22 protein-coding genes are annotated in these 24,429 nt (G+C 65.0%); 15 read left to right on the forward strand and 7 right to left on the reverse strand.

What is annotated here, in order from left to right; translation table 11 throughout:
* The first annotated feature begins 74 nt into the window (after positions 1-74).
* From HW090_RS12505 to HW090_RS12570, 14 genes are all read left to right on the forward strand, one after another.
* Positions 75-2,261 (forward strand): TonB-dependent receptor, encoded by a 2,187-nt coding sequence (locus tag HW090_RS12505; protein ID WP_179113832.1) that lies wholly within the window; start codon positions 75-77, stop codon positions 2,259-2,261.
* 11 nt (positions 2,262-2,272) lie between these two features.
* A complete protein-coding gene (locus tag HW090_RS12510; protein WP_179113833.1) occupies positions 2,273-2,977 on the forward strand; it encodes a gluconate 2-dehydrogenase subunit 3 family protein in 705 nt (234 codons plus the stop codon).
* Entirely contained in the window at positions 2,974-4,746 is a 1,773-nt protein-coding gene (locus HW090_RS12515) for a GMC family oxidoreductase (protein WP_179113834.1), read from the forward strand. The genes HW090_RS12510 and HW090_RS12515 overlap by 4 nt, the downstream gene beginning before the upstream one ends.
* 2 nt (positions 4,747-4,748) lie before the next feature.
* On the forward strand, positions 4,749-5,087 hold the full coding sequence (locus tag HW090_RS12520; RefSeq protein ID WP_179113835.1) for a cytochrome c family protein: 339 nt from the start codon (positions 4,749-4,751) through the stop codon (positions 5,085-5,087).
* Positions 5,088-5,221: 134 nt separating this feature from the next.
* Positions 5,222-5,770, forward strand: coding sequence for an alpha/beta hydrolase (locus tag HW090_RS12525; RefSeq protein WP_179113836.1), 549 nt, complete (start codon positions 5,222-5,224; stop codon positions 5,768-5,770).
* 226 nt (positions 5,771-5,996) lie between these two features.
* Entirely contained in the window at positions 5,997-7,349 is a 1,353-nt protein-coding gene (locus HW090_RS12530) for an LLM class flavin-dependent oxidoreductase (RefSeq protein WP_179113837.1), read from the forward strand.
* Positions 7,346-8,176 (forward strand): class II aldolase/adducin family protein, encoded by an 831-nt coding sequence (locus tag HW090_RS12535; protein WP_179113838.1) that lies wholly within the window; start codon positions 7,346-7,348, stop codon positions 8,174-8,176. Before HW090_RS12530 ends, HW090_RS12535 begins: the two co-directional genes overlap by 4 nt.
* Positions 8,173-9,252: an ABC transporter substrate-binding protein gene (locus tag HW090_RS12540; RefSeq protein WP_179113839.1), complete on the forward strand. Its 1,080-nt coding sequence runs from the start codon at positions 8,173-8,175 to the stop codon at positions 9,250-9,252. The genes HW090_RS12535 and HW090_RS12540 overlap by 4 nt, the downstream gene beginning before the upstream one ends.
* A gap of 3 nt (positions 9,253-9,255) precedes the next feature.
* A complete protein-coding gene (locus HW090_RS12545; RefSeq protein WP_179113840.1) occupies positions 9,256-10,080 on the forward strand; it encodes an ABC transporter permease in 825 nt (274 codons plus the stop codon).
* 9 nt (positions 10,081-10,089) lie between these two features.
* Entirely contained in the window at positions 10,090-10,854 is a 765-nt protein-coding gene (locus tag HW090_RS12550; RefSeq protein WP_218673536.1) for an ABC transporter permease, read from the forward strand.
* Between the two features lie 89 nt (positions 10,855-10,943).
* A complete protein-coding gene (locus tag HW090_RS12555) occupies positions 10,944-11,759 on the forward strand; it encodes an ABC transporter ATP-binding protein (RefSeq protein WP_179113841.1) in 816 nt (271 codons plus the stop codon).
* Complete coding sequence (locus HW090_RS12560; protein WP_179113842.1) at positions 11,756-12,940, forward strand: MFS transporter; 1,185 nt, start codon at positions 11,756-11,758, stop codon at positions 12,938-12,940. The genes HW090_RS12555 and HW090_RS12560 overlap by 4 nt, the downstream gene beginning before the upstream one ends.
* Positions 12,941-13,081: 141 nt before the next feature.
* Positions 13,082-14,029: a LysR substrate-binding domain-containing protein gene (locus HW090_RS12565; RefSeq protein ID WP_179113843.1), complete on the forward strand. Its 948-nt coding sequence runs from the start codon at positions 13,082-13,084 to the stop codon at positions 14,027-14,029.
* A gap of 87 nt (positions 14,030-14,116) precedes the next feature.
* Positions 14,117-14,386: a hypothetical protein gene (locus HW090_RS12570; protein ID WP_179113844.1), complete on the forward strand. Its 270-nt coding sequence runs from the start codon at positions 14,117-14,119 to the stop codon at positions 14,384-14,386.
* Between the two features lie 162 nt (positions 14,387-14,548).
* Here HW090_RS12570 and HW090_RS12575 read toward each other — a convergent pair whose 3' ends face one another.
* The 4 genes from HW090_RS12575 to nudE are packed head-to-tail and all read right to left on the reverse strand — an operon-like array spanning position 14,549 to position 19,347.
* A complete protein-coding gene (locus tag HW090_RS12575; protein ID WP_179113845.1) occupies positions 14,549-15,730 on the reverse strand; it encodes an NAD(P)/FAD-dependent oxidoreductase in 1,182 nt (393 codons plus the stop codon).
* A gap of 30 nt (positions 15,731-15,760) precedes the next feature.
* On the reverse strand, positions 15,761-17,947 hold the full coding sequence (yccS, locus tag HW090_RS12580) for a YccS family putative transporter (RefSeq protein WP_179113846.1): 2,187 nt from the start codon (positions 17,945-17,947) through the stop codon (positions 15,761-15,763).
* Between the two features lie 3 nt (positions 17,948-17,950).
* Positions 17,951-18,784, reverse strand: coding sequence for a 3'(2'),5'-bisphosphate nucleotidase CysQ (gene cysQ / locus HW090_RS12585; protein WP_179113847.1), 834 nt, complete (start codon positions 18,782-18,784; stop codon positions 17,951-17,953).
* Positions 18,781-19,347, reverse strand: coding sequence for an ADP compounds hydrolase NudE (nudE, locus tag HW090_RS12590; protein WP_179113848.1), 567 nt, complete (start codon positions 19,345-19,347; stop codon positions 18,781-18,783). Before nudE ends, cysQ begins: the two co-directional genes overlap by 4 nt.
* 176 nt (positions 19,348-19,523) lie before the next feature.
* Here nudE and yrfG point away from each other — a divergent pair, with 176 nt between their 5' ends.
* Positions 19,524-20,198 (forward strand): GMP/IMP nucleotidase, encoded by a 675-nt coding sequence (gene yrfG, locus HW090_RS12595; protein ID WP_179113849.1) that lies wholly within the window; start codon positions 19,524-19,526, stop codon positions 20,196-20,198.
* A gap of 15 nt (positions 20,199-20,213) precedes the next feature.
* Here yrfG and HW090_RS12600 read toward each other — a convergent pair whose 3' ends face one another.
* From HW090_RS12600 to dbpA, 3 genes are all read right to left on the reverse strand, one after another.
* Entirely contained in the window at positions 20,214-20,921 is a 708-nt protein-coding gene (locus HW090_RS12600) for a PolC-type DNA polymerase III (protein WP_179113850.1), read from the reverse strand.
* Between the two features lie 11 nt (positions 20,922-20,932).
* On the reverse strand, positions 20,933-22,870 hold the full coding sequence (locus tag HW090_RS12605; protein ID WP_179113851.1) for a putative nucleotidyltransferase substrate binding domain-containing protein: 1,938 nt from the start codon (positions 22,868-22,870) through the stop codon (positions 20,933-20,935).
* Between the two features lie 166 nt (positions 22,871-23,036).
* Positions 23,037-24,422, reverse strand: coding sequence for an ATP-dependent RNA helicase DbpA (gene dbpA, locus HW090_RS12610; RefSeq protein WP_179113852.1), 1,386 nt, complete (start codon positions 24,420-24,422; stop codon positions 23,037-23,039).
* Between the last annotated feature and the right edge of the window lie 7 nt (positions 24,423-24,429).

The raw sequence follows: 24,429 nt of genomic DNA on the forward strand, positions 1-24,429 counted from the left end.
CGTAACGCCCGGCGGGACACGAACCGACCATCACGAAATGGAGGTGTTGAGTCCAATAATCTCAGGAGTAGATCATGCCAACCTCGCTTCCATTCGGCCCCACCGTTTTCCCGCGTTCCCGTCTTCGTCAGGCGATTGGCCTGGCGTTGCTGGTGGGTGCTTCCACGCCGTCCATGGCCTTGCAGGCCGAGGAGCAGGAGCCCCAGGCTCGCAAGGACCCGCGTCTGCCTGATGTGATCGTGACCGCCGAGCGGCGCGAGACTTCCTTGCAGCAGACCCCGGTCGCGGTGGGGGTGCTGGATGCCGCTGCGCTGGAACGCAAGAATTCGCGGGGGCTGCAGGACCTGGCGGCCGGGGCTGTGGCGGGGCTGGACGCGCCCGGCACGACATCGTCGAGCATGGGCTATCGCTCCATTCGTGGCATCGGCAGCGGCTCCATGCCGGGCCACAACAGCTCCGTCGCGCTGTACCTGGACGATGTCTACATCCCACGGGTGATCAACAGCGGCGTGTTCGGCCTGCCGGATATCGAGCGTATAGAAGTGCTGCGCGGCCCGCAGGGGACGCTCTATGGCCAGAACAGCAGCGCCGGGGCGATCAAGGTGATTTCCGCCACGCCGACCGATGAGTACCGCGCCTCGCTGTCCCTGGGTGCCGGCAACCACGGCAGCCGCGAGGCCAAGGCCTTCATCACTGGTGCGATCAACCCTGGCCTGCTCTACGGCAGCTTCGCCTACACCAAGCGCGAGAACGACGGCACGGTGCGCAACCGCACCCTGAACAAGGACGTCAACCGCATCAATACCGAGCAGGCGCGCGCCAAGCTGCGGCTGACCCCGAACGACACCACGGACATCGTGCTGACTGGCGATGCGCTCAAGGACACGTCGGACAACTATGCCCTGAGCCGTGCCAATGCCGCGGGTTATCCACTGAGCGAGCGGGTGACCTACGAGGACAAGCAGCTCAAGGCGAAGAACGTCAATGCCGGGCTGTCGCTCAAGGTGGCGACCCAGCTCAATGACGAACTGGAGTTCAAGTCGATCACTGCCTGGCGCCGTTTCAAGACCGATCCGGATGTCTGGTCCTATGACGGTATCCCCGACCGCCGCTTTGGCTGGGAATTCCACCTGGATCAGCGCCAGGTCTCCCAGGAATTCCAGCTCAACGGGCAGCATGGCGCCCTGAGCTACACCACCGGTGTGATCGGTTTCCAGGAGCGGCTCAAGGTCAACCGTCCGAACTGGACCTTCAACGCCTACAACGGCATCACCAGCGATACCGACGTCCAGTCACTCGGTGTCTACGGCCAGGCCCACTACCAGTTGACCGAGCGCCTGGGGGCCACCGCCGGCCTGCGTTTCAACAAGCAGAAGGATGAGTACGACTGGACCAGCTATGCCTCCAATGCCGCGCTGGAGAACCTGGGCACCACCGGTCGCCTGGACGGCCTGACCCACAAGACCGACGCCTGGACGCCCAGGCTCGGCCTCGACTACCGCATCAACGACAACCTGTTCACCTACCTGAGCTTCGCCAAGGGCGAGAAGGCCGGCGGCCATAACGTGGTCTCGGGATCGATCGCGGTCGCCGGGCTGCCGATCGAGCCGGAACAGGTCACGGCCTATGAATGGGGACTCAAGAGCACCGCGCTGGACGGTCGACTGCAAAGCAACCTGGCGCTGTTCTACAACGATTTCGACGATTACCAGTCGGGGGTCTCCAGCCCGATCGTCAATGGCCAGGTGATCAATGGCTCGGTGGTGGTCAATGCGGCCAGCGCCGTGCTCTACGGGGCCGAGCTGGAAGTGACGGCGCGGGTCACCGATGACCTGAAGGTGAACTTCAACACCACCTACGTGGAGTCCGAGTTCAAGGACTTCCTCAACCCGACCGGCAACGCCAACACCGACTACACCGGCAACTCCTTGCCAGGGCCACGCTGGCTGGCGGGCGCCGGATTCACCTGGAACCTGCCGTTCGCCATTCCCGGCAGCGCCGAGCTCTATGGCGACGTCAGCTACCGTTCCCGCGAGGTGCAGTTGACCCGTGAGGCCGAGGTGCCGTCGCGTACCCTGGTCAACCTGGGCGGGACCTGGTATCTGCCGGGCGACCAGTGGAGCCTGTCGCTGAACGTGCGCAACCTGCTGGACAAGACCTATGTCACCAGCAGCACCTGGTTCGCACCGTTCAATATCCTCGGCGAGACCTACAACGATCCGCGCACCGTACTGTTCAGCGTCAAGCGCGATTTCTTCTGAGGCCGCCGAGCATGAGCGTCAAGCGCAGAGACTTGCTCAAGTCGGCGCCGGTCGGTCTGCTGGCCCTGGGAGTACCGGCCTTGCCGCGTGCCGCCCAGGTCGAGCAGGCCGCTCCGGTCGCGCCGCAGGCCTACACCTTTCTGCGGCCGTCCGAGGCGGCCTTCATCGAACGACTGAGCGAACACATGGTGCCGGCCGACGACCTGTCGCCGTCGGGGTTCCAACTGGGGATCGCGCTGTACATCGACCGGGCGCTGTCCAGTGGCTGGGGTAAGGGGGAACGCCTCTACCAGCAGGGACCGTTCGCCGAGGGCACGCCAGCCCAGGGCTATCAGTTGGGACTGCCGCCCGCGCGGCTGTTCCGGGTGGCCACGGCGGGGCTGTTCGTCCATGTGCGGCAAACCACACAGCGGGCGTGGTCCGAACTGGACGAGGCAGGCTTCGAGACGTTGTTGCAGCAACTGGCAGGCAACCAGCAGGTGCTGGATGGCGTACCGTCGGGTGTCTATTTCGAGATGCTCTACGGCCTGGTGCGCGAAGGTCTTTTTGCCGATCCGGCCTATGGCGGCAACCGCGACAAGGGGGGGTGGCGACTGCTGGGCTTCCCCGGCGTGATCCAGTCCAACCGGCGCAACATCGTGCGCTTCCATGATCGTCCGTACCGTGCCGAGCCGCTGGCCATCGCCGATGTCTCCGGCTGGAGTGGCGAGCGATGAAGCGACTCGCCGCCGTCGATGCGGTGATCGTCGGGCTTGGCTGGGGAGGCGGCATCCTGGCGAACGAACTGAGCCGTGCCGGACTTTCCGTGGTGGCCCTGGAGCGGGGTGGCGACTACAGCACCGCCGAGGACTTCAGTGTGCCCTGGATTCGGGACGAGCTGCGTTACTCGGTGCGCCACGAACTCCTGCAGGATGTTTCGCGCAGCACCTTCACCGTGCGCAACCATGCCGGCGAGACCGCGCTGCCGATGCGTCGCCTGGGTGCATTCCTGCCTGGCGAAGGTGTCGGTGGTTCGGGTATCCACTGGGGCACGCTGTCGCTGCGCTGGCCCGAGCAGGAGTTTCGCATCGCCAGTCTCTACCGTGAGCGTTATGGCGCGGGCCATCTCCCGGATGGCATGCAGTTGCAGGACTGGGGCATCGGTTACGACGAGCTGGAGCCGTTCTACGAGAAGTTCGAACGGATGGCGGCGGTTTCCGGGACGGCGCACAACGTCGGCCAGCGCCTGCTGCCCGGTGCCGGACCACAGGGCGGCAACCCGTTCGAGGCCGTGCGGCGCAGTGCCTATCCGCTGCCCGCGCTGGAGGCGGGGCTGGCCGGCGAACTGTTCGGAGAGGCCGCACGCGGCCTTGGCTATCACCCCTACACCATTCCCATGGCGCGGGCATCGCGGGCCTACACCAACCCGGCGGGTGTCACCTTCGGCGATTGTCAGTACTGCGGCTTTTGCGGCGGCTACGGCTGCGAGGTCAACGCCAAGGGCAGTCCGCACCATACGGTGATCGGGCAGGCCCGCCAGGCGGCGAATTTCGAGCTGCGGCCCAATGCCTGGGTGTCGCGCATCGTCCATGACGCCGTGAGTCGGCGCGCCACCGGCGTGGAGTACACCCACCTGCCCAGCGGGCAGCAGTACTTTCAGCCGGCCGAGCTGGTGATCCTCAGTGCCTACGCGCTGAACAACGTGCACCTGCTGCTGCTTTCGGGAATCGACCGGCCCTACGACCCCGCCACCGGCCAAGGGGTGGTCGGGCGCAACTATGCCTATCAACCGGGCACCGGCATTGGCCTGTTCTTCGCCGACCGGCAGTTCAACCCGTTCATGAACGGCGCCTTGAGCAGCCTCGACGATTTCAATGCCAACTGGGATTTCGACCGTGGCCAGATCGGCGCGGTCGGTGGTTCGGTGTTCTATGCCAGCAGTGGTCCGGGCCTGCCGATCAGTGCCCAGATGCTGCCGCCTGGCACGCCACGCTGGGGCGCGGCCTGGAAACGCGAGATGGCCTATTGGTATCCGCGCAGCATGGTCATCGGTGCCCACACGACCAACCCCGGGCACCGGGGCAACTATCTGGACCTCGATCCGACCTACCGCGATGCGCTGGGGCAGCCGTTGCTGCGCATCACCTATGACTTCACCGACAACGAGCGGCGCCTGACCCGGCATGCGGCCCAGGTGCTGGAGCGCCTGGCGGGGGGGATGAAGCCGACTCACCAGACCCAGCCACGGGAGGTCGGGCACTGGTCGGTGGAGCGCTACCAGGCGACCCACAACACTGGCGGCACCGTCATGGGGGCCGATCCCGAGACCAGCGTGACCAACAAGTACGGCCAGTCCTGGGCACTGGACAACCTGTTCATCGCTGGTGCGTCGCTGTTTCCGCACAACGCGGCCTATCCACCGACCCTGCTGGTCGGGGCGCTGGCCTACCACACGGCGGACGCCATCGTGCGTCGTTACCGCGCCAACCCTGGGCGACTGGCGTGAGGGTGCTGGCCTGGCTCGCGCTGTTGGTTCCCTGCGCCAGCCTGGCGGCGGAGCCGGGCGCTGAGCTGTTCGAGCCTTGCCAGGTCTGCCACAGCCTGCAGGCCGGGCAGCACGGCATCGGGCCGAGCCTGCAGGGCGTGGTCGGGCGCCAGGCCGGCCAGGCCAGCGGTTTTCGCTACTCGAACGCATTGCTCGGCAACCAGCGGGTATGGAGCCGCGAGGCGTTGGCTGAATTTCTCTATGACCCCCAGGCCAGCCTGCCAGGCAATCGCATGGCCTTTTCCGGGATGGACGATGCCGCGCAGATCGAAGCCTTGATCGACTGGCTGTCCCGTCATTGATGTAACTCCAGGGTATATGCGCCCAGCGTCTAAGCATTGGATTTTATATCGGTTCATCCGAAGGTCCGGCTGACCTAGCATGGACTGCAACCCATACGGCTATGGCGCCGTCCGTTTCAACGAAGGAGAAATCGATGACCGATGTGCGTGTTCTACTCCTCCCGGGCCGAGGCAATTCGGGGGAGCGGCACTGGCAGAGCCATTGGCAGAAGCGCCAGCCGCAGTACCGGCGAGTCTTGCAGCAGGAGTGGAGCACCCCGGAGCGGGCCGACTGGGTGGCCGCCTTGCAGGCGGTCATCGAGGAAGACGACAGGCCGGTGGTGCTGGTCGCTCACTCGCTGTCGGTCAGCCTGGTGGTGCATTGGGCGCAACGCCATGTCGGCCCGGTCAAGGGTGCGCTGCTGGTGGCGCCCAGCGATGTCGAGGCGCCGGACTATCCCGCCGGTACCCGTGGTTTCACGCCGATTCCCTTGCAGACGCTGCCATTTCCCAGTGTGGTCGTGACCAGCACCAATGACCCGAAGGTCAGCCTGGCGCGCGCCGAACAGTTCGCCAGCGCCTGGGGCGCACGCCTGGAAGTCGCGGGAGCCCATGGGCACCTGGGGGCGGACGCGAACCTGGCCGATTGGCCATTCGGCCACGACCTGCTCGATGAACTGGTCAGGAACGCCGCGAAAACGTGAGGCACATAAGCTTAAAACTTATGCGTATTTCACGATCACGCAGGGCAATGCTACTTAGCAACCCATGTCCTGATGGTGATCAAAAGGAATAAGAGCAAGCTCTCTTATTGCCGGATAAAAACCATTGCCTGCTCGTGCGAAACCGCGCTCACCCTGCACAGGACAGCCGCATTACCTTTATCCAGCGTGGGCTTATCGACAGCCCGCGCCCCGCAGGACATACATCATGGCTCGTACAGACTCGCGTAAAATTCATTTCGGCCTCGGCATCCAGGGTGGTGGCGGCGACTGGCGCGACCCCTCGATCCCCGATGGGGCCGTCGCCGACATTCGCAGCTACATCAAGCTCGCCCAGTTGGGCGAGCGGGCCAAGTTCGACTTCGCCTTCATCGCTGACTCGGCCTACGTCACCAAGGACTCCACCTGGCACTTCCTCAGTCGCCTGGAGCCGATCAGCGCGCTGTCGGCGGTGTCTGCCGTGACCGAGCGTATCGGCCTGGTCGGGACCATGACCACCTCCTACAGCGAACCGTTCACCACGGCCCGGCAACTGGCCTCGCTGGACAAGATCAGCAACGGCCGTGCCGGGTGGAACGCAGTGACCTCGGCCCTCGAAGGCGTGGCGAAGAACCACGGCCATGACAAGCTGCATGCCCATGAGCTGCGCTATCGCATCGCCCAGGAGTATGTCGGCGTGGTCAATGGCCTGTGGGACTCCTGGGAGGACGACGCCTTCGTGCGCAACCGCGAGACCGGCCAGTACGTCGATTTCGACAAGATGCACACCCTCGACCACAAAGGTGAGTTCTTCTCCGTGCAAGGACCGCTGAACATCGAGCGCTCGCCCCAGGGACGACCGGTGCAGTTCCAGGCCGGTGCTTCGGAGGCGGGCCGTGATCTCGCGGCCCGCTATGCCGATGCGATCTTCTCCGACTTCGTCAGCTCCGGCGATATCGACGAGGCGCGGGCGTTCTACCAGGACATCAAGGACCGGGTGCGTGCCCATGGGCGCAATCCGGAGAACGTTCTGGTGTTCCCGGCTATCGCACCGATCGTGGGAGACACCGAAGAGGAGGCCGAGCGTCTGTACCAGGCTTCGCTCGAGCACGTCGATATCGAGCATGCGGTGAAGTACCTGGGCCGCTATTTCAGCTTCTTCGACTTCTCGCAGTTCCCGCTGGATGAGCCGCTGCCGGAACTGGGCGACATCGGCAAGGACAGCTTCCGCTCCACTGCCGAGTACTACAAGCGTATCGCCAGGGAGCAGAAGCTCACGCTGCGTCAGTTGGCCCTGCTGGCCACTCATCCGCGCGGCAATTTCGTCGGCTCGGCGGAGCAGATCGCCGACAAGCTGCAGCATCTGTTCGAGGAACAGGTGGTCGACGGTTTCATCATCATGGGTGGCCTGCGCACCGCCGGCGCCTTCATCGACAAGGTGGTGCCGATCCTGCAGGCGCGTGGGCTGTTCCGCACGGAGTACGAGGCTGAGACCTTCCGTGGCAACCTCGGCCTGGACTTCCCGGAAAACCGCCATGCCGCCGCTCGTCGCCTCGGTCAACAGGAGACTCAGCCCGCATGAGCAAGTCCAGCCAGTTGCCCGATGCCGGGCGTGAAGTGGAGCGGCGGCTGCAACTGGGGCGCAGCTACCCCAGCCCGCAGCCGCCCGTGTTCGGCAGCGTCGAAGAGGAGCGCGCGCACCGCAAGCACAAGCTGGCGGCGGCATTTCGCATCTTCGGCAAACTGGGCTACGACGAGGGAGTGATGGGGCATATCTCCGCGCGGGATCCGGGGGAGCCCGAAACCTTCTGGATCAACCCGTTCGGTGTCAGCTTCAACCTGATCACGGCGGACGACCTGATGCGCGTCGACCTGGAGGGCAATGTCGTCGAGGGTGAGGGTTATCCTCACCCCGGCGGCATCCCGCTGCATTCGGTAATCCTCTCGCTGCGTCCGGACATCGTTTCGGCGGCGCATACCCATTCGCTCTACGGGCGGACCTGGACCACCAATGGCCGTTCGTTGCCACCGGCCAGTGCCGAGTCGGCGGTGTTCTTCGAAAAACATGGCGTCTACGACAGCCATGCCCATGGCGAGGGCGACAAGCTGGTCGATGCGCTGAGTGGCAACCGTGCGCTGCTGATGAAGAACCATGGCCTGCTGACCGTTGGCCAGAGTGTCGACGAAGCGGCTTACCTGTTCGTCTCCCTGGAGAAGATCTGCCAGTCGCAGATCGCCGCCGAGTCCATCGGCTCGACCCAGACCATGGAGCCCGAGCAGGCCCGGCGGATTTCCAACTGGTTCCAGCCGTACCACGGCTGGCTCAACTTCCAGCCGCTGTACCAGACCATCCTCAAGGAGCAGCCCGACCTGCTCGACGCCTACCCATCCGCCAGGAGCGTCTCATGAACCATCCGTCCTTCCTGAAACGAACGCTCCTGTTACTGGGGCTGCTGCTTGGCGCCGGCCAGGTGCTCGCCGAGACCCCGCCGCAGGAAATCCGCATCGGCGGTCCTTCCCTCAGTACCAGCGGGTCGAACCATTGGGGCTGGGGCCTGCTCGGCATCGCACACTCGCAAGGCCTGTTTCAGGAGGAGTTCAAGAACGATGCCGTCAGCTTCAAGTTCGTCGGTCTGAATACCGTGCCGATGGTCGGCGAGGCGCTGGCCAGCAACCAGATCGACTTCGCCGGCCAGGGCGACCTGATCTCGCTGATCGGCCGTTCGGCCGGCTTGCAGACCCGCTATGTGCTGCCGGTCAGCAAGTACGCCAATGCCTATCTGGCGGTGGCCAAGGATTCACCAATCAGCTCGGTCGCCGAACTCAAGGGTAAGCGCGTCGCCTACACCCGCGGCACCTACGTCCATTTGCAGGTGATCCGTATCCTGGCGGCCAACGGCCTGACCGAGCGCGACCTGCGCCAGGTCAACCTGGACATGGCCACCGCCAACACCGCGCTGGCGACTGGCGATGTCGATGCGGTCTTCAGCGGGCCTGACCTGCTGCCGCTGCGCGACAGTGGTGTGGCGCGGATCGTCTACACCACCCGCGATGGCGATTTGCATGCGACCGCGCAGACCGGCCTGATCGTGCGTGAGGATTTCGCCAGTCGCTACCCGGAAACCACCGCTCGGGTGGTCAAGGTCCTGGTGCGCGCCGCCCGCTGGGCTTCCGACGAGGCCAACCGGGAAGGTATCTACGGGCCCTGGTGGAGCTTCCGCCTGCAATCGGCCGTGGCCGAGGATTCCGCTGGCCGCTCCTGGAAGCAGATCGCCAGCCCGCTGTTCGACCCCTTCCTGATCGCCCAGTACAAGGACACCAACCGCCTGGCCAAAGAGTTGCGCTTGCTGCGCGGCAAGGACTTCGACGTGGAGCAGTGGATGGACCGCAGCTTCCTCGACAAGGCGTTGCAGGACCTCGACCTGCAAGGTTATTGGCCGGCACTGGATGCCGAGGGCCGCGTCATCGACGGCCAGGGTTCGTAAGCGATGGCCGTTCCGATCGCACCTCTCACGAGCTATAGGGTACCCGCCTGGCCAACGCTGCAGGCCCGTCGCCTGGGTCGACTGGCCTGGCCGCTGTTACTGCCCATGGCGCTGCTGCTGTGCTGGTGGTTCAGCAGCAGCGCAGGCTGGCTGACCTCGCAGGTACTGCCGGCGCCGGAGTTCGTGCTGGACAGTGGTCGGGACATGATCGCCAGCGGGCTGTTGCAGGAGCATGTGTGGATCAGCCTGCAACGGGTGCTGTTCGGCTTTCTGCTGGGCAGTGCCATCGGTCTGGTGCTGGGAGGTGCCATGGGTTTGTCGGAGCGGTGCAGCGACTACTTCTATCCGCTGCTGCGGTTGGTTGCCTATGTCCCCTTGCTCGGCTGGTTGCCGCTGTTGATGGTGCTGTTCGGTATTGGCGAGACCTTGAAGATCGTGTTGGTGGCCCAGGCAGCGCTGCTGCCGGTGGCGCTGAATACCAGCAGTGCCATCCGCGCGGTGCCTCGGCGCTTGCTCGAAGTGGCACAAGTCTATGGTTTCAGCCGTGGCCAGACCCTCTGGCGGGTGATCCTGCCGGCGGCCTTTCCGTCGGTCTGGAGCAGCATTCGCTATGCCTTGACCAAGAGCTGGCTGGCGCTGGTGGTGGTGGAACTGCTGGCCTCGTCGGAGGGGCTGGGGTTCTTGATGGTGGACAGCCGTGCGCTCTACCAGCTCGACGTGATGCTGGTGGCCGTGGCGGCGATTGGCGTGATCGGCTACCTGCTCGATCTGCTGCTGGCCCTGGTCGAGCGGCACATCCTGCGCTGGCGGCGTTCCGGTTTCGATTGAGGAATTCTCGTGGCTGACATCGACTTTCGCCGTCTGCGCCGTGGACTGACGCTTCCGCTACTGCTGTTGCTGGGGTGGTGGGGCGCCTATGCCTTCGGCATTACCGACAGCAAGCTGTTCGTCGCGCCCGGGCAGCTTATCGACACGGCGCTGTACAGCCCCGAGGGCCGCGCCATCTGGGGCACCCTGGCGCTCAGCCTGCTGCGTGGCCTGGGCGGGCTGTTGATCGGCCTGGCGCTGGGGCTGGCGTTCGGTGTGCTGCTGGGGGTGTCGCGACGCGCGGAGCGATTCTTCGGCCTGACGCTGCATTCGATCAAGCAGGTTTCGCTGTTCGCCTGGTTGCCGCTGCTGTCCCTGTGGTTCGGCTTTGGCGAGGGCAGCAAGCTCGCGTTCATCGCCTGGGCGGCGTTCTTCCCGGTGTTGCTCAACACCTTCGAGGGGGTGGCCGGCGTGCCGCGCGAACTGGTCGAGGTGGGACGGGTAACGGGCTTCAGCCGTTGGCAGATGTTCACCCGGGTGGTGCTGCCAGCGGCCTTGCCGTCGATCTTCAACGGTCTCTACCTGGCGTTGATGTTCGCCTGGCTGGCCACGCTCGGTGCCGAATACATGCTGGGCTCCGGCAACGGGATCGGTGTGGTGCTGATGGAGAGCCGGGCCGAGTTCCGCATCGACCTGATGCTGCTGGCCATCGTGCTGGTCGGTGCGATCGGCTTCCTGCTCGATATCTCGGCCAAGGCGCTGGAGCGCCGTCTGCTGCGTTGGCGCGATCACTGAACAACCTGTCTTCCAAGGTGCCCGGACGGATGCCGTTGCCGGGGCTCGGTGCGCGTGGCGCACCCTACGTTATCGAGGAACCACACATCATGGCCCATGCCGCAGCCCTGGAAATCCGGCACCTGAGCAAGCAATACACGGTCGAGGCGCGCCCGCTAACGGTGCTCGACGACATCAATCTGAGCGTGCGTGCGGGCGAGTTCATCAGCATCGTCGGTGCCAGCGGCTGTGGGAAATCCACCTTGCTGCGGCTGATCGTCGGGTTGGAGAGCGATTACCAGGGGCAAATCCTCAGCGACGGCAAACCGATTTCCGGCACCAGCACCGAGCGCGGTATCGTGTTCCAGGAACATCGCCTGTTTCCCTGGCTGACGGTGGAGCAGAACGTCGCCGTCAGCCTGATCAATGCCGCGCTGTCGGCCGATGACAAGCGCGAGGTGGTCCGGCGCCATATCGACCTGGTCGGGCTGTCCGGTTTCGAGAACAGCTACCCGGCACAGCTTTCCGGCGGCATGTCGCAGCGTGTCGCGATCGCCCGGGCGCTGGTGGCTCGGCCTGGCATCCTGCTACTGGACGAGCCCTTCGGCGCGCTCGATGCCCTGACCCGTAGCCACTTGCAACGCGAGTTGCAGGGCATCCTGCAACACGAAGGCATCACCGCCATCATGGTCACCCACGATGTGGACGAGGCAGTGTTCCTTGGCGACCGGGTGGTGGTAATGGAACCCCGGCCGGGCCGGATCAAACGCATTGTCGAGGTGCCCCAGGCGCGTCCACGGCAGCGTGCCGGGCGCTCGCTCGCCGCGGTCCGGGACGATGTCATGACGGAGTTCGCCGACCCGCTGGACCTTCCCGAGGCATCGCCATCCGCGCAGGGCGTGGAGTCCTGGAGAATGACCTGGTGAGTGACGGCTCAGCGAGCCCCCGTGGTTTCCTGCCGGCCTTCATCGCCCTGAATGCCGTGGCCGGGCTGAGTGCCGGGCTGGCCCATGTGATCCTGTCGTTGTATGCCGTCGAGCTGCGGGCGGATGCCACCCAGCTCGGCCTGATCGCAGCCGTGCAGAGCCTCGGGCTGTTGCTGATGAGCTTGCCTGCCGGGGTACTGGTGGACCAGTACGGGCCGTTGCTGCTGTTTCGCATCGGCACCCTGTGCAGTGGCGCGCTCTATCTGTTCGTGCCGTTGGTCGAGTCGCCGCTCTGGCTGTGCCTGCTGATGCTGGCGATCAGTTGCTTCATGCCGCTGCGCATCGTGTCGCTGACGGCCTTGTTCATGCAGCAGATCAGCCGTGTCGGCGTCGGCATCGCCGGCTGGTTCCGTGCCACGCACATGGTCGGCATGCTGCTGCTCGGACCGTTGGCGGGGGCTTTTCTGCTGCGGACACTGGGCTTTCCCGGAACCTACCTGGTCATCGCCGGCAGTTTTTTCCTGCTGGTCGTGCTGGCCAGCGGCATCCTGCGCCAGTACCGGCCGCAGCAGGAGCATCGCCGGCCGTTGAGTTTCGCCGAGCTCAAGGCCCAGGTGGCGCTGCTCGGCCCGCACCGGCAATTGCGCGCAGCCTGCCTGCGCGAGTTCTGCATGCAGGCGGTCGGGCAGTTCTATGGCTTCTTCATCGTGGTGATCGCCATCTCCGGCTTTCACTTCGGCCCCGCGGCGGCGGCGGGGCTGATCTCGGCCCAGGGCGCCTGTTATGTCCTGGCCCTGCTGTGCCTTGGCGGTGTGGCTGCGCGGATGGATGCGCAGGCGTTCTTTCGGGCTGGCTGCCTGTTCATCGTCGTGGCGCTGCTGCTGCTCGGCAGTGCCGACAGCGCGTGGCAGTTGTGGTTGGGGGCCGTCGTCCTGGGGGTGGGCTCGGGCATGGTGCAGGTGATCAACATCACCTGGCTGGCACAGGCCGGGGAGCGCCTGGGGCAGGGTCGCATCGTCGGCCTGACCATGTTCGTCGGGCCGGCGGGTGGCTTGAGTGGTGCCCTGCTGGGTGGCGTGCTGGGTGAACTGTTCGGCTTGCAAACGGTGTTTGTTCTGTTGGTGCCGATCTTCGTGATGTTTCTGTGCTGGCGGACGGATGGCCGGAGGCAGGTTGAATAGTTGTTTATGGAATATATGAATAATAATTTATAACTTAAAATAATTTACCGTTTTGCCTAACATGGTGCTGACAAACCTGTAATCGCCGTAATGGAGTGCATGTCGGCCAGGAGGCCGGGGCCAACGAAGGAAGCTCCAACCATGAATTTCCAGCAGCTACGAGCCGTGCGCGAAGCCATCCGCAAGGGCTTCAACCTGACCGAAGCCGCTGACGTGCTGTGCACCTCCCAATCCGGCGTTTCGCGACAGTTGCGCGAACTGGAGGAAGAGCTGGGCGTAACGATATTCGAACGCCACGGCAAGCGCCTGACCGGGCTTACCGCCCCTGGACGCGACATCGCCCGCATCATCGAGCGAATCCTGGTGGAAAAGGACAACCTCAAGGACGCCGCCGACGAATACCTGGGCTTCGCCAGCGGTCGCCTGACCGTGGCCAGCACCCATGCCCAGTCGCGTTACCGCTTGCCCGGTGTGGTGACGGCCTTTCGCGAAGCCTTCCCCAACGTCAAGCTGGCCTTGCACCAGACCTCTCCGGCGCAGATCGTCGAGATGGTACGCGATGGGCGCGCCGACCTGGGGTTCGCCACCGAATCACTGTCGCGGCAATCCGACTTCGCGCTGTTCAAGGCCTACAGCTGGTGGCACCGGGTGGTCGTGCCCATCGGGCATCCGCTGACCCGGATCGAGCAGCCGACACTGGTCGACATCGCCCAGTACCCGATCATCACCTACGAAGAGGGCATGACCGGACGGGGCCGTATCAACCAGGCGTTCTTCGACCAGAGGGTGACGCCCAATATCGTGCTGACCGCCATCGATTCGGACGTGATAAAGACTTACGTGGAACTGGGGCTGGGCATCGGCATCGTCGCCGAGATGGCCTACAATCCGCAGCGCGACACCAAGCTGGAATGCCTGTCGGGCAATCTGGTTCCGCCGAACGTCGCCAGTATCGCCGTGCGCAGGGGGACTTTCCTGCGTGGCTACGCCATCGCCTTCATCCAGATGCTGATTCCGGGTCTTAGCGCGGAGGCTATCCGTGTTGCCGTGGAAAACAGCGCCGAAATCGAGGTGGTTCCCGGGCATTGAATCCGCTGTACGGCACTCTTTGCCCGTTTCGTTGTCGATTTAACCGTGGGCCTAGAGGCCCATCGTCTTTCATTCAGGAGGTTGAAGATGCGTCTTTCTTATCTGTTGGCTCCGGCACTGGGTCTGCTGCTGGTCGGTTGTGGTTCCGAGAGCGAGCCGACTACGCCGCCGGCACCGGTTCCTGCCGAGCAGCCTGCCCCGCCGGTCGCTGATCCGGTACCGAGCAGCGAGCCCGTCGAGAGCGCGCCGGAAGCTGAAACCGTAGCACCCGAGGCTGACAGCAGCGCCCCGGCAGCCGAGTCCGCGCCTGTCGAAGCTGACGAAAGCGCGCCGGCAGCCGAAAAAGCGGCTGAGTAAACGGCCGCACCCGCTTATGCAGGGAGGTTCCGATGAAGCCTGGTTTTCTCACGATCTATGCTGCTTTCGGCTCCTGCCTGCATGAAGAGCGCGCCACTGCTCCCGGCATTCGTCCGGGTAGCGGTGGCACGGTGCAGGCGCACTGCGCCGACTTCTCCGGGCTCAGGCGTACTGAGCCGCCGCGTAGGCCGACGCCCACGCCCACTGGAAGTTGAAGCCGCCCAGGTGGCCGCTGACATCCAGGACTTCCCCGATGAAATACAAACCTGGCGATTTCTGCGACTCCATGGTCTTCGACGAGACTTCGCGGGTGTCGACGCCGCCCAGGGTCACTTCCGCCGTGCGATAACCTTCCGTGCCCGCTGGCGTCAGTTGCCAGGCGGCAAGCTGTCGGGCGATCTCGTCCAACTGCGGCGGGTTGTACTGCTTCAATGGCCGTGATTCGAACCAGCACTCGCACAGCAGGCCGGCCATCTTGCGTGTGAACACTTCGGCCAGCAGCGTCTTCAGTTCGATGGCGGGCCGTTGCGCCTGGGCCTCCTGTAGCCATTGCAGCGCGTCACGCCCCGGCAGCAGGTCGATTTCCAGCGTATCGCCAGGGTTCCAGTAGGAAGACACCTGCAGCATCGCCGGGCCACTCAGCCCGCGGTGGGTGAACAGCAGGTTCTCGCGGAAGCCTTGCCCGCCGCACTGCGCGTAGCAGTCCACCGAGGTGCCGCTGAGTTCCGTGCAGAGGTTCTTCAACTGTGGGTCGGTGAGGGTGAAAGGCACCAGGCCGGCGCGGGTCGGCCAGATGTGGTGGCCGAACTGACGCGCCACCTGATGGCCGAAACCGCTGGCACCCAGGGTCGGAATCGACAGGCCACCGGTGGCGATCACCAGTGATTCGCAGGCGAGCGGCCCGGCGCTGGTCGACAGGCTATAGCCGTGGCCGCTGGCTTCGATCGCATCGATACGGGTATCCAGGCGCAGTTCGACACCGGCCTGGTCACACTCGGCCAGCAGCATGTCGAGGATGTCGCTGGACTTGTTGTCGCAGAACAGTTGCCCGAGCTTCTTCTCGTGCCAGGGCACGCCATGCTTGCCGACCAGTTCGAGAAAATCCCACTGGGTGTAGCGCGCCAGTGCCGACTTGCAGAAGTGCGGGTTGTGCGAAAGGAAGTTGCCTGGCTCGACGTACAGGTTGGTGAAGTTGCAGCGGCCACCACCGGACATGAGGATTTTCTTGCCGGGCTTGTTGGCGTGGTCCAGCAGCAGGACACGGCGGCCACGCAGGGCCGTGTTGAAGGCGCACATCAGGCCTGCCGCGCCCGCGCCGATGATGATTACGTCTGTAGCCTGCACCCTGCGTTCTCCTGTGACCGGGCGCGCATCTTACTCCGATTGTGCGTCGGGTTTGCGGACCAGGTGGGCAGCCATGCTGCGCAGGGGTGCCAGTTGTCGGCAGATCAGCCCGAGCTGGACGTAGACCAGTCGGGTGCTCTCGTCGAGTTCGTCCGGCAGTTGCTCCAGTTGCAGGGCCAGGCGTTCCTCATCCTCGCAATGCACCTCGACCGTTTCGTTGTTGCGCAGGGCCTCGGCCAGGGTGTCGAGGCTGCGAGCCAGTTGTTGCGACGCTTGTTCCAGCAGCGTGTCGCTGGCGCCGCCTGGCAGGCTCTCGCGGTGGGCGCCGAGGGCCGAGAGGTAGTTGAGCAGGGTGTGCGACAGGGTCAGGAAGCGGAAGCCGGTTTCCGCATCGCGGCGGAAGTGCCCAGGCTCCAGCAGCATGTTGGACAGTGTGGTGGAGAGCGCCGCGTCGGCGTTGTGCGCATCGCGGCGGGCCAGGCGATAGGCCAGGTCGTCGTGCTTGCCGGTGATGTACTGCTGGACGATCTGGCGCAGGTAGTCGCTGCTGCGCGCCAGGGTATTGGCGACGACCTGGTTCAGGCGTCGACCCTGCCAGTCGGGCAGCACCAGGAACACCGCCGCCGCCGCGATCAAGCTGCCGAGCAGGGTATCGAACAGGCGTGGCCAGATCAGCCCGTAGCCGTCGCCGACCTGGTTGAAGCAGAACAGCACCAGCAGCGTGATGGCGGCGGTGGCCAGGGTGTAGCGGCTGCTGCGGGTGGCGAAGAACACCACGCCGGCGACCACCGCGAACAGCGCCTGGATCTGCTGGTAGGGGAAGAGCTCGAAGAGTGCCCAGCCGACCAGCAGCCCGAGCACGGTGCCGCTGACCCGCTGCACCAGCTTGATGCGGGTGGCGCCGTAGTTCGGCTGGCAGACGAAGACGGTGGTCAGCAGTATCCAGTAGCCCTGGGCCGGATGGATGGCGTGCAGCACCAGGTAGCCGCAGACCAGCGCCAGGCTCATGCGCAGGGCGTGGCGGAACAGCAGCGAAGAGGGTGTGATCTGCATGCGTATGCGTTGCAGTGCGTCGCGCAGGGTCTTTGGCTGGCGGTCGTACAGGCTGCTGTCGGCCTCGTTGCCGAGGGCATCGGGGTTGCTGGCGTTGGACAGTTGCTGGTGAATCGTCGACAGATTGCCGGAGAGGGCGCGCAACGAGCGCAGCAGGTCGCGCCAGGCCGGGTTGTTCTGCTGGCGCAGGTGTTCCAGCGACGCCTGCAAGTCATCCTGGGCCATGCGTCCGGACTCGCCATGGCTGAACGGCTGGCGCAACTGGATGGCGCGGCCCAGGTCGCGACAGGCCTTGCCTTGTTCCTCCAGCAGGCGCTGGCAGCGGAACAGCACGTCGCTGTGGAAGAAGGCCTCGGCCAGCGCCTGGTAGGGGTAGTGCGAGGAGCTGACGCGTTCGTGCAGGTCCTGGGCAAGGAAATACAGCTTCAGGTACTGGCTGATCTTCACCCCGGGGCGGCCATGGCCGAGGCGGTGCAGCAGGGTTTCCTTGGCGGCGTTGAGGGCCGCCACGACGCGCCCGTTCTGCTGCGCCAGTTGCAGGCGCTGGTGTTCCAGGTCGATGGCGCGGGTCGGTTCGAACAGCGCCGCCTTGAGCTTGAAGTACTGCCCCAGCTCGCGGTACAGACGGGCCAGGCTGTGCTGCACCGGCTGGTGCACGAACAGTGCGTTCCAGATCACCGAGAGCAGGCCATACCAGGCGGCGCCGGCGACCAACAGGCCGGGGTCGCGCCAGAAGTGGCTGATTTCGCCGCCGCGCTGGTCGGCGGCGATCATGCTGTAGATCGACAGGATCAACGTGGCCTGGGCGATGGTGGCATAGCGTTCGCCAATGGCGCCGAGCATGACCAAGGCGAAGGCCGAGAGCGCCATGGCGCCGATGAACAGGGTGGGGAAGGGGAACAGCAGCTCCACCGAGACCGAGGCAATGCTGAAGCACAGCAGGGTCACCAGCAGTGCGCTCAGGCGTCCGAACCAGCTGTCGTCGGTTTCCGCCAGGGCGCTGGCGATGATGCCGAGGAACAGCGGGATCATCAGGTTCGGCTGGTCGAGGTACCAGGACAGGCCCATGGCACCCGCCAGGGCGATCAGTACGCGCAGGCTATAGCCGAATTTCTCCAGCGCCCACAAGCTGCGCAGGGACTGGCCGAGGGACGGGCTGCCCATGTGCTAACCGGCCGTCGACGACAGATGGCGGCTGGCCGCCAGCAGCTCGGTGCGCCAGTCGGCCTCCTGTGGTAGCGCCAGGAAGAAGGGGTTGAGGTAGCTCTCGCGGGCCTCGTAGGTCAGCGGCTGGCCTTGCAGGTCCAGCACTTCGCCGCCCGCGCCCTCCAGCACACCCTGGGCAGCGGCGGTGTCCCATTGCGAGGTCGGGGCCAGGCGCGGGTAGCAGTCCGCCTGGGCATCGGCCAGCAGGCAGAACTTCAGGGAGCTGCCGACGGAGGCCAGTGTCAGGTCGCCATGGCGCTCGCGCAGGGTTTCGAGCAGTTGGGTCTGTTCCGGGCTGCCGTGGCGTTTGCTCGCCACCACGGTGAAGTGCCCTGGTGGTGCCTGGCGTACGTGCAGCGCTCGCACCTGGCCGTCGCGCTCCTGGCAATGGGCGCCCAGGCCGTCGCCACCGTAGTAGCAGGTGCCGCGCACCGGAATACCGACTACGCCGAACACCACACGGCCCGCGTCGATCAGCGCCACGTTGACGGTGAATTCGTCGCTGCCGCTGATGAACTCCTTGGTGCCATCCAGCGGGTCGACCAGCCACCAGCGCTTCCAGTCGGCGCGTTCGGCCAGTGGGCGTTCGCAGTCTTCTTCCGAGAGTACTGGGATCCTGTCGTCCAGCGCGCGCAGGCCCGCTTCGAGCAAGGCATGGGCCGCCAGGTCGGCTGCCGTCACGGGTGAGGCGTCGGCTTTTTCCTGTACCGCCAGGTCGCTGCGCCAGTAGGGCAGGATCTGTTGGCCGGCGGCTTGCACCAGGGCGATGACCGGTTCGAGCAGCGGGTGGCTCATGGCTGGAACTCCCCGCGCTGGGTCAGCAGGTCGCGGGTCAGGTAGAGCGCCGCCAGGGCACGGCCCTCGCTGAATTGCGGGTGCTGGATCAGGCTCGACAGTTCGCGCAGGTCCACGTGATCGAGGCGCATGGGTTCCGGCTCGTCGCCCGGTAGCCGCTCCTCGTAGAGGTCACGGGCCAGCACCACCTGGATCTTCTGGCTCATGTAGCCGGGCGACAGCGACAACTCGGCGAGGAATTCCAGTTGCCTGGCGCCGAAGCCGGCCTCTTCCTTCAACTCGCGGTTGGCGGCGTCCAGTACGTCCTCGCCAGGCTCGATCAGCCCTTTGGGCAGGGACAGTTCATAGCTGTCGGTGCCGCCGCAGTATTCCTCGACCAACAGTGCGCGGCCCTGTCCGTCCAGTGCCACGATCATCACGGCGCCATAACCGCTGCCCTTGCTGGCCAGTCGCTCGTAGGTACGCTCGACTCCGTTGGAGAAGCGCAATTGCAGCTCTTCCACCCGGAACAGGCGGCTGGAGGCGACGATTTCGCGGGCGAGCACTGTGGGCTTCTGGCGCATGGCAACACTCCTGGAGACGAGCGGCTATCATAACCCGGCTTTGCCCACGCGCCCCTGCCTGATGATGAGAGAACGGATCTTCATCGATAGCGCCTACTGTTGCCCCCTCTCCCGCTTGCGGGAGAGGGCTGGGGAGAGGGAAGAAAGGCCTCATGCAATTACCCTGATGAGAGAACATGACACTACCCTGGAATGACATCGACACCGTGCTGCTGGACATGGACGGCACCCTGCTGGACCTGCATTTCGACAATCACTTCTGGCTCGAAATGCTGCCAGCGCGTTATGCCGAGCGGCGTGGCCTGTCCCTGGCGCGGAGCAAGGCGTTGCTGGCGCCGGTGTTCGCCGCCCAGCATGGGCACCTGAACTGGTATTGCACGGATTACTGGAGTCGCGAGCTGGACTTGCCGATCCGCGAGATGAAGCGCGAGGCCGCCGCACTGATCGCCCCGCGACCCGGTGCCCTGGCCTTTCTCCAGGCCCTGCGCGAGGCCGGCAAGCGTGCCGTGCTGATCACCAATGCCCACCGCGACTCGCTGGCGATCAAACTGGAGCGCGTCGCCCTGGCGCCCTGGCTGGAACGGCTGGTCAGTTCCCACGACTACGGCTTCCCCAAGGAGGATGCGCGCTTCTGGCAGAGCCTGCGCCAGGAGGTCGAATTCGACCCGACGCGCAGCCTGTTCATCGATGACAGCCTGCCGATCCTGCGCAGTGCCCGGGACTTCGGTGTCGGTCACCTGCTCGGCGTACGCCGCCCGGACAGCCAGGGTGTCGACAAGGACACCGAGGAATTCGCTGCGCTGGAGGCGTATCAGGCGCTGATCGACCAACTGACGGGCGCGCGGGTGTAGAGCCCAGACCGAGACTCAGAGCATCTGCGCCTTTTGGCGATGCCGCCAGTTGTTCAGGCGATTATTGAGGGCGAGCAGGCTGTCCAGTCCCTGGCGGCGTGCCTTGCTGAACAGAATCATCGCCAGTTCGGCGGTGATCAGTGCATCGGCGCTGGCATGGTGACGCTGCAATATCTGCAGGCCGAAGTGTTCGGTCCAGTCGTCCAGGCCGCTCTTGCGCGGGCGGTTGTCCGGGCAGAGCATCGGCGCCAGTTCGGCGACGTCGTAGAACGGGTGGCGCAGCTTGTAGTCCAGGCTGTCCTTGAGTGCACGGGTCAGCATGCGTTGGTCGAAGGCGGCGTGAAAGGCCAGCAGCGGGCTGTCGCCGACGAATTCCATGAACGACAACAGTGCTTCGGCCGGCTCCACGCCCGCCGCCAGTGCGCTGGGGGCTATGCCGTGGATCAGCACGCTCTCGCTGACCGCCTGGTCCGGGCGCAGCAGGGTGCACTCGAACTGGTTGCGCATGGAGATGGCGCCATCCTCGATCACCACGGCACCAATCGACAGGACGATGTCGCGGCGGGTATCCAGGCCACTGGTCTCCAGGTCCAGCACCACCATGCGCTGCTCGCGCAATGGGCGCGAATCGGCAGCGGCCGGTGTCGGCAGACACTTGAGCCGCTGCAACTGATCGAGGTCCAGCAGAGGCCCCCGACGTCTCTTGAACCAGGCCATATTCATGAAGGTCGTCATCAGAGTCGGTATCGTAGCGCCAGGCTTGCTTGCAGGCGTTGTGCCTGGCGGAAGGACTCGCGCAGGATGCGGCGGTCCAGGTGATTGAGTGAGTCAGGGTCCAGCCGGTTCGAATAAGGCTGCCCCTCGCGGGATTGTTGCTGGTGTTGCTGCATGCGCGTTTGCTGGATGAAGTGATAGGCCTCTTCATAGGCGGCTCCATCCTTGGCGTCAATCACTTCCTTTTCCACCAGGTGGCGCAGTCGTTCCAGGGTGTTGCAGGACTCGACGCCATGGCTCAGGGCCAGCAGGCGCGCACCATCGACGAAGGGGGTGAGGCCTTGCACCTTGAGGTCCAGCTTCGCCGTTTCCTCATCGTCCTTGCGCGTGACCACGAAGTCGCGGAAGCGCCCGATGGGCGGCCGCTGGCGCAGGGCATTCTCGGCCATCAGGCGCTGGAACACGCCATTGCTGGCGATATCGTGCTGGAATGCCTCGCGCAGTTGCTCGCAGCTTTCCTCGGGGCCCCAGATGGCACGCAGGTCGAAGAATATCGTGCTCGACAGCAGGTTTTCCGCGGTGACCTCGCGCACGAAGGTGCTGAAGCGGCGCTGCCATTCCTGGCGTGACAGGCACAACTGCGGGTTGCTGGCCATGATGTTGCCGCGGCACAGGGTGAAGCCGCAGGTGTCCAGGTCGCGGTTGATGCGCTCGGCCAGGGGCAGCAGGCGTCCACGGATGTGCGCGGCCTCGGCGGCATCCGATGCTTCGAAGAGGATGCCGTTGTCCTGGTCGGTGTACAGCGTCTGTTCGCGGCGACCTTCACTGCCGAAGCACAGCCAGGTGAAGGGAATGCCAGGATCGCCCAGTTCCTCGATGGCCAGTTCGATCACCCGGCATACGGTGTGGTCGTTGAGCAGCGTGACGATATGAGTGATCTGCGTCGAGGACGCGCCGTGGGCCAGCATGTTGTCCACCAGTTGGCGGATGTCTGCGCGCAGGGCGGCCAGGCTTTCCACCTTGGTGGCGCTGCGGATGGTACGGGCCAGATGCACCAAGTCGACGCGCTGCAGGGAGAACAGGTCGCGCTCGGAAACCACGCCTTTCAGCACGCCGTGATCGACCACGCAGACGTGGGCGATATGACGCTCGGTCATGGAAATGGCCGCATCGAAGGCCGTGGCGCTCGGTGGCAGGTGGAAGGGGCGCGGCGTCATCAACTGGTCGATGGGGGTGTTCAGGTCGCAGTCACCGCCGCCGATGAAGCGACGCAGGTCGCGCAGCGTGAAGATCCCCAGGGGGTGCAACTGTGCGTCGGCGATCACGATGCTGCCCACATGCTGCTCGTGCATGGTCCGCACCGCTTCCTTGAGGGAGACGTCGGGCAGGCAGGTGACCGGGTGTTGCAGCGCCAGGTCGCCCAGGCGGGTGTCCAGGGAATACTGTGCGCCCAGGCTCTCGGCGGCGCGCAACTGGACCTGCTGGTTGACCTGGTCCAGCAGGCTGCTGACGCCGCGCAAGGCGAAGTCGCGCAAGGTGTCCGAGAGGGAGAACAGCTTGACGAAGGCTTCCTTGTTCAGCACCAGGCAGAAGGTGTCTTCGGCGGCCAGGTGCTCGGTGCGCGTGGCCCGCTCGCCGACCAGCGCGGCCACCGGGAAGCACTCGCCTTCTGTGATGTCGAAGGTCGGTTCCGTGCCGCGCTTGGTGGTGTAGGGCCGCTGGCCGTGCACACGGCCCTGCTTGACGATATAGAAGTGCTCGACGATGCCGTCGTCAGGCTTGAGGATGGATTCGCCGGCGGCATAGAAACGCAGCAGGGAGTTTTCCACCAGATAGGCCAGATGGGCGTTTTCCATCAGGTTGAAGGGGGGGTGTTTGCGCAGGAATTCCATGGTGCCATGGATGTTCTGCAGCACTGCCGTTTTCCCCGCCTCGGTGAAGGCGTCCGCTTTGCTCATGGTCCACATCCTTTTTTCCGGCGATGTTGAGCCGCCAGGCCTGGCGGGCACATTGGACGTAAGTCTATGGGAAAAGACCTTGCTTAATGTATGTCTTAAGTCATGCCCGGCGGCATCCTGCCGTGTACTGCGCGCGCGCCGATGAACGGTGCGCGCGCTGACGTTTTCAGGCGTTCAACAAGCGCACTTTCAGCGAACGTCCCTTGATCTTGCCCTGGCTCAGGCGTTGCAGGGCCTGGCGGGCTACGCCCCGTTCGACCGCGACATAGGCCTGGAAGTCGAAGATGGCGATCTTGCCGACCTGCGTACCGGGGATGCCGGCATCGCCCGTGAGCGCGCCGAGGATATCGCCGGGGCGCAGCTTGTCCTTGCGCCCGGCGGCGATGCACAGCGTCACCATCGGTGGCTGCCAGGACGCCCCGTCCAGCGGCTTGAGTGCGCCGAGTGGCATCCAGTTGAGCGGCGCCTTTTGCAGCGCCTCGATGGCCTGGGCACGGTGGGCCTCGGCCGGTGCCACCAGGCTGACGGCCAGGCCCTTGTGGCCGGCGCGCCCGGTACGGCCCACGCGGTGAACGTGGATCTCCGCGTCCCGCGCCAGCTCCACGTTGATGACCATGTCCAGCGCCTCGATATCCAGCCCGCGCGCGGCCACATCGGTGGCGACCAGTACCGACAGGCTGCGGTTGGCGAACATCGCCAGCACCTGGTCGCGATCCCGCTGTTCCAGGTCGCCATTGAGTGCCATCGCCGAGATGCCCAGGTTATTGAGTTTTTCGACCACTTCCTGGCACTGCTGCTTGGTGAAGCAGAAGGCCACGCAGCTTTCCGGACGGAAGTTGCCGAGCAACCGGGCGACGGCTTCCAGCCGCTGTTCCGGGGCGATTTCGTAGAAGCGCTGCTCGATCTGCGTATCGTCGTGCAGGGCTTCCACGTGCACTTGCTGCGGTTCGCGCATGAAGCTGGCGGCGAGCTGCTTGATGGCCGTGGGGTAGGTGGCGGAAAACAGCAGGGTCTGCCGTTTGCCCGGTGCCTGGCTGATGATGTCGGCGATGCTGTCGTAGAAGCCCATGTCGAGCATGCGGTCGGCTTCGTCCAGCACCAGGCTGCGCAGGCCGTCGATCTTCAGCGTGCCCTTGCGCAGGTGTTCCTGCACCCGTCCCGGGGTGCCGACGATGATGTGCGCGCCGTGCTCCAGCGAGGCGACCTGCGGCCCGAAGGACACGCCGCCGCACAGGGTCAGGACCTTGATGTTGTCGGCGCCGCGTGCCAGTCGGCGGATTTCCTTGGCGACTTGGTCGGCCAGTTCCCGGGTCGGGCACAGCACCAGCGACTGGCAGCCGAACCAGCGCGGATTCAGCGGCTCCAGCAGCGCGATGCCGAAGGCGGCGGTCTTGCCGCTGCCGGTCTTGGCCTGGGCGATCAGGTCCTGGCCCTTGAGCATGATCGGCAGGGACTGCGCCTGGATCGGGGTCATCTGGGCATAACCCAGCGACTCGAGGTTGCCCAGCAGGGCGGCGGACAGGGGCAGGCTGGAGAAGGCGGTACTGGACACGGCGGCA

This window comes from Pseudomonas sp. ABC1, from assembly GCF_013395055.1.
Taxonomy (GTDB): domain Bacteria; phylum Pseudomonadota; class Gammaproteobacteria; order Pseudomonadales; family Pseudomonadaceae; genus Stutzerimonas.

Bases quoted from the DNA above. Each gene is read 5' to 3' on its own strand.
- HW090_RS12505 (WP_179113832.1), top strand. From the start codon at position 75: ATGCCAACCTCGCTTCCATTCGGCCCCACCGTTTTCCCGCGTTCCCGT.
- HW090_RS12510 (WP_179113833.1), top strand. From the start codon at position 2,273: ATGAGCGTCAAGCGCAGAGACTTGCTCAAGTCGGCGCCGGTCGGTCTG.
- HW090_RS12515 (WP_179113834.1), top strand. From the start codon at position 2,974: ATGAAGCGACTCGCCGCCGTCGATGCGGTGATCGTCGGGCTTGGCTGG.
- HW090_RS12525 (WP_179113836.1), top strand. From the start codon at position 5,222: ATGACCGATGTGCGTGTTCTACTCCTCCCGGGCCGAGGCAATTCGGGG.
- HW090_RS12530 (WP_179113837.1), top strand. From the start codon at position 5,997: ATGGCTCGTACAGACTCGCGTAAAATTCATTTCGGCCTCGGCATCCAG.
- HW090_RS12535 (WP_179113838.1), top strand. From the start codon at position 7,346: ATGAGCAAGTCCAGCCAGTTGCCCGATGCCGGGCGTGAAGTGGAGCGG.
- HW090_RS12540 (WP_179113839.1), top strand. From the start codon at position 8,173: ATGAACCATCCGTCCTTCCTGAAACGAACGCTCCTGTTACTGGGGCTG.
- HW090_RS12545 (WP_179113840.1), top strand. From the start codon at position 9,256: ATGGCCGTTCCGATCGCACCTCTCACGAGCTATAGGGTACCCGCCTGG.
- HW090_RS12555 (WP_179113841.1), top strand. From the start codon at position 10,944: ATGGCCCATGCCGCAGCCCTGGAAATCCGGCACCTGAGCAAGCAATAC.
- HW090_RS12565 (WP_179113843.1), top strand. From the start codon at position 13,082: ATGAATTTCCAGCAGCTACGAGCCGTGCGCGAAGCCATCCGCAAGGGC.
- HW090_RS12570 (WP_179113844.1), top strand. From the start codon at position 14,117: ATGCGTCTTTCTTATCTGTTGGCTCCGGCACTGGGTCTGCTGCTGGTC.
- yccS (WP_179113846.1), bottom strand. From the start codon at position 17,947: ATGGGCAGCCCGTCCCTCGGCCAGTCCCTGCGCAGCTTGTGGGCGCTG.
- cysQ (WP_179113847.1), bottom strand. From the start codon at position 18,784: ATGAGCCACCCGCTGCTCGAACCGGTCATCGCCCTGGTGCAAGCCGCC.
- nudE (WP_179113848.1), bottom strand. From the start codon at position 19,347: ATGCGCCAGAAGCCCACAGTGCTCGCCCGCGAAATCGTCGCCTCCAGC.
- yrfG (WP_179113849.1), top strand. From the start codon at position 19,524: ATGACACTACCCTGGAATGACATCGACACCGTGCTGCTGGACATGGAC.
- HW090_RS12600 (WP_179113850.1), bottom strand. From the start codon at position 20,921: ATGAATATGGCCTGGTTCAAGAGACGTCGGGGGCCTCTGCTGGACCTC.
- HW090_RS12605 (WP_179113851.1), bottom strand. From the start codon at position 22,870: ATGAGCAAAGCGGACGCCTTCACCGAGGCGGGGAAAACGGCAGTGCTG.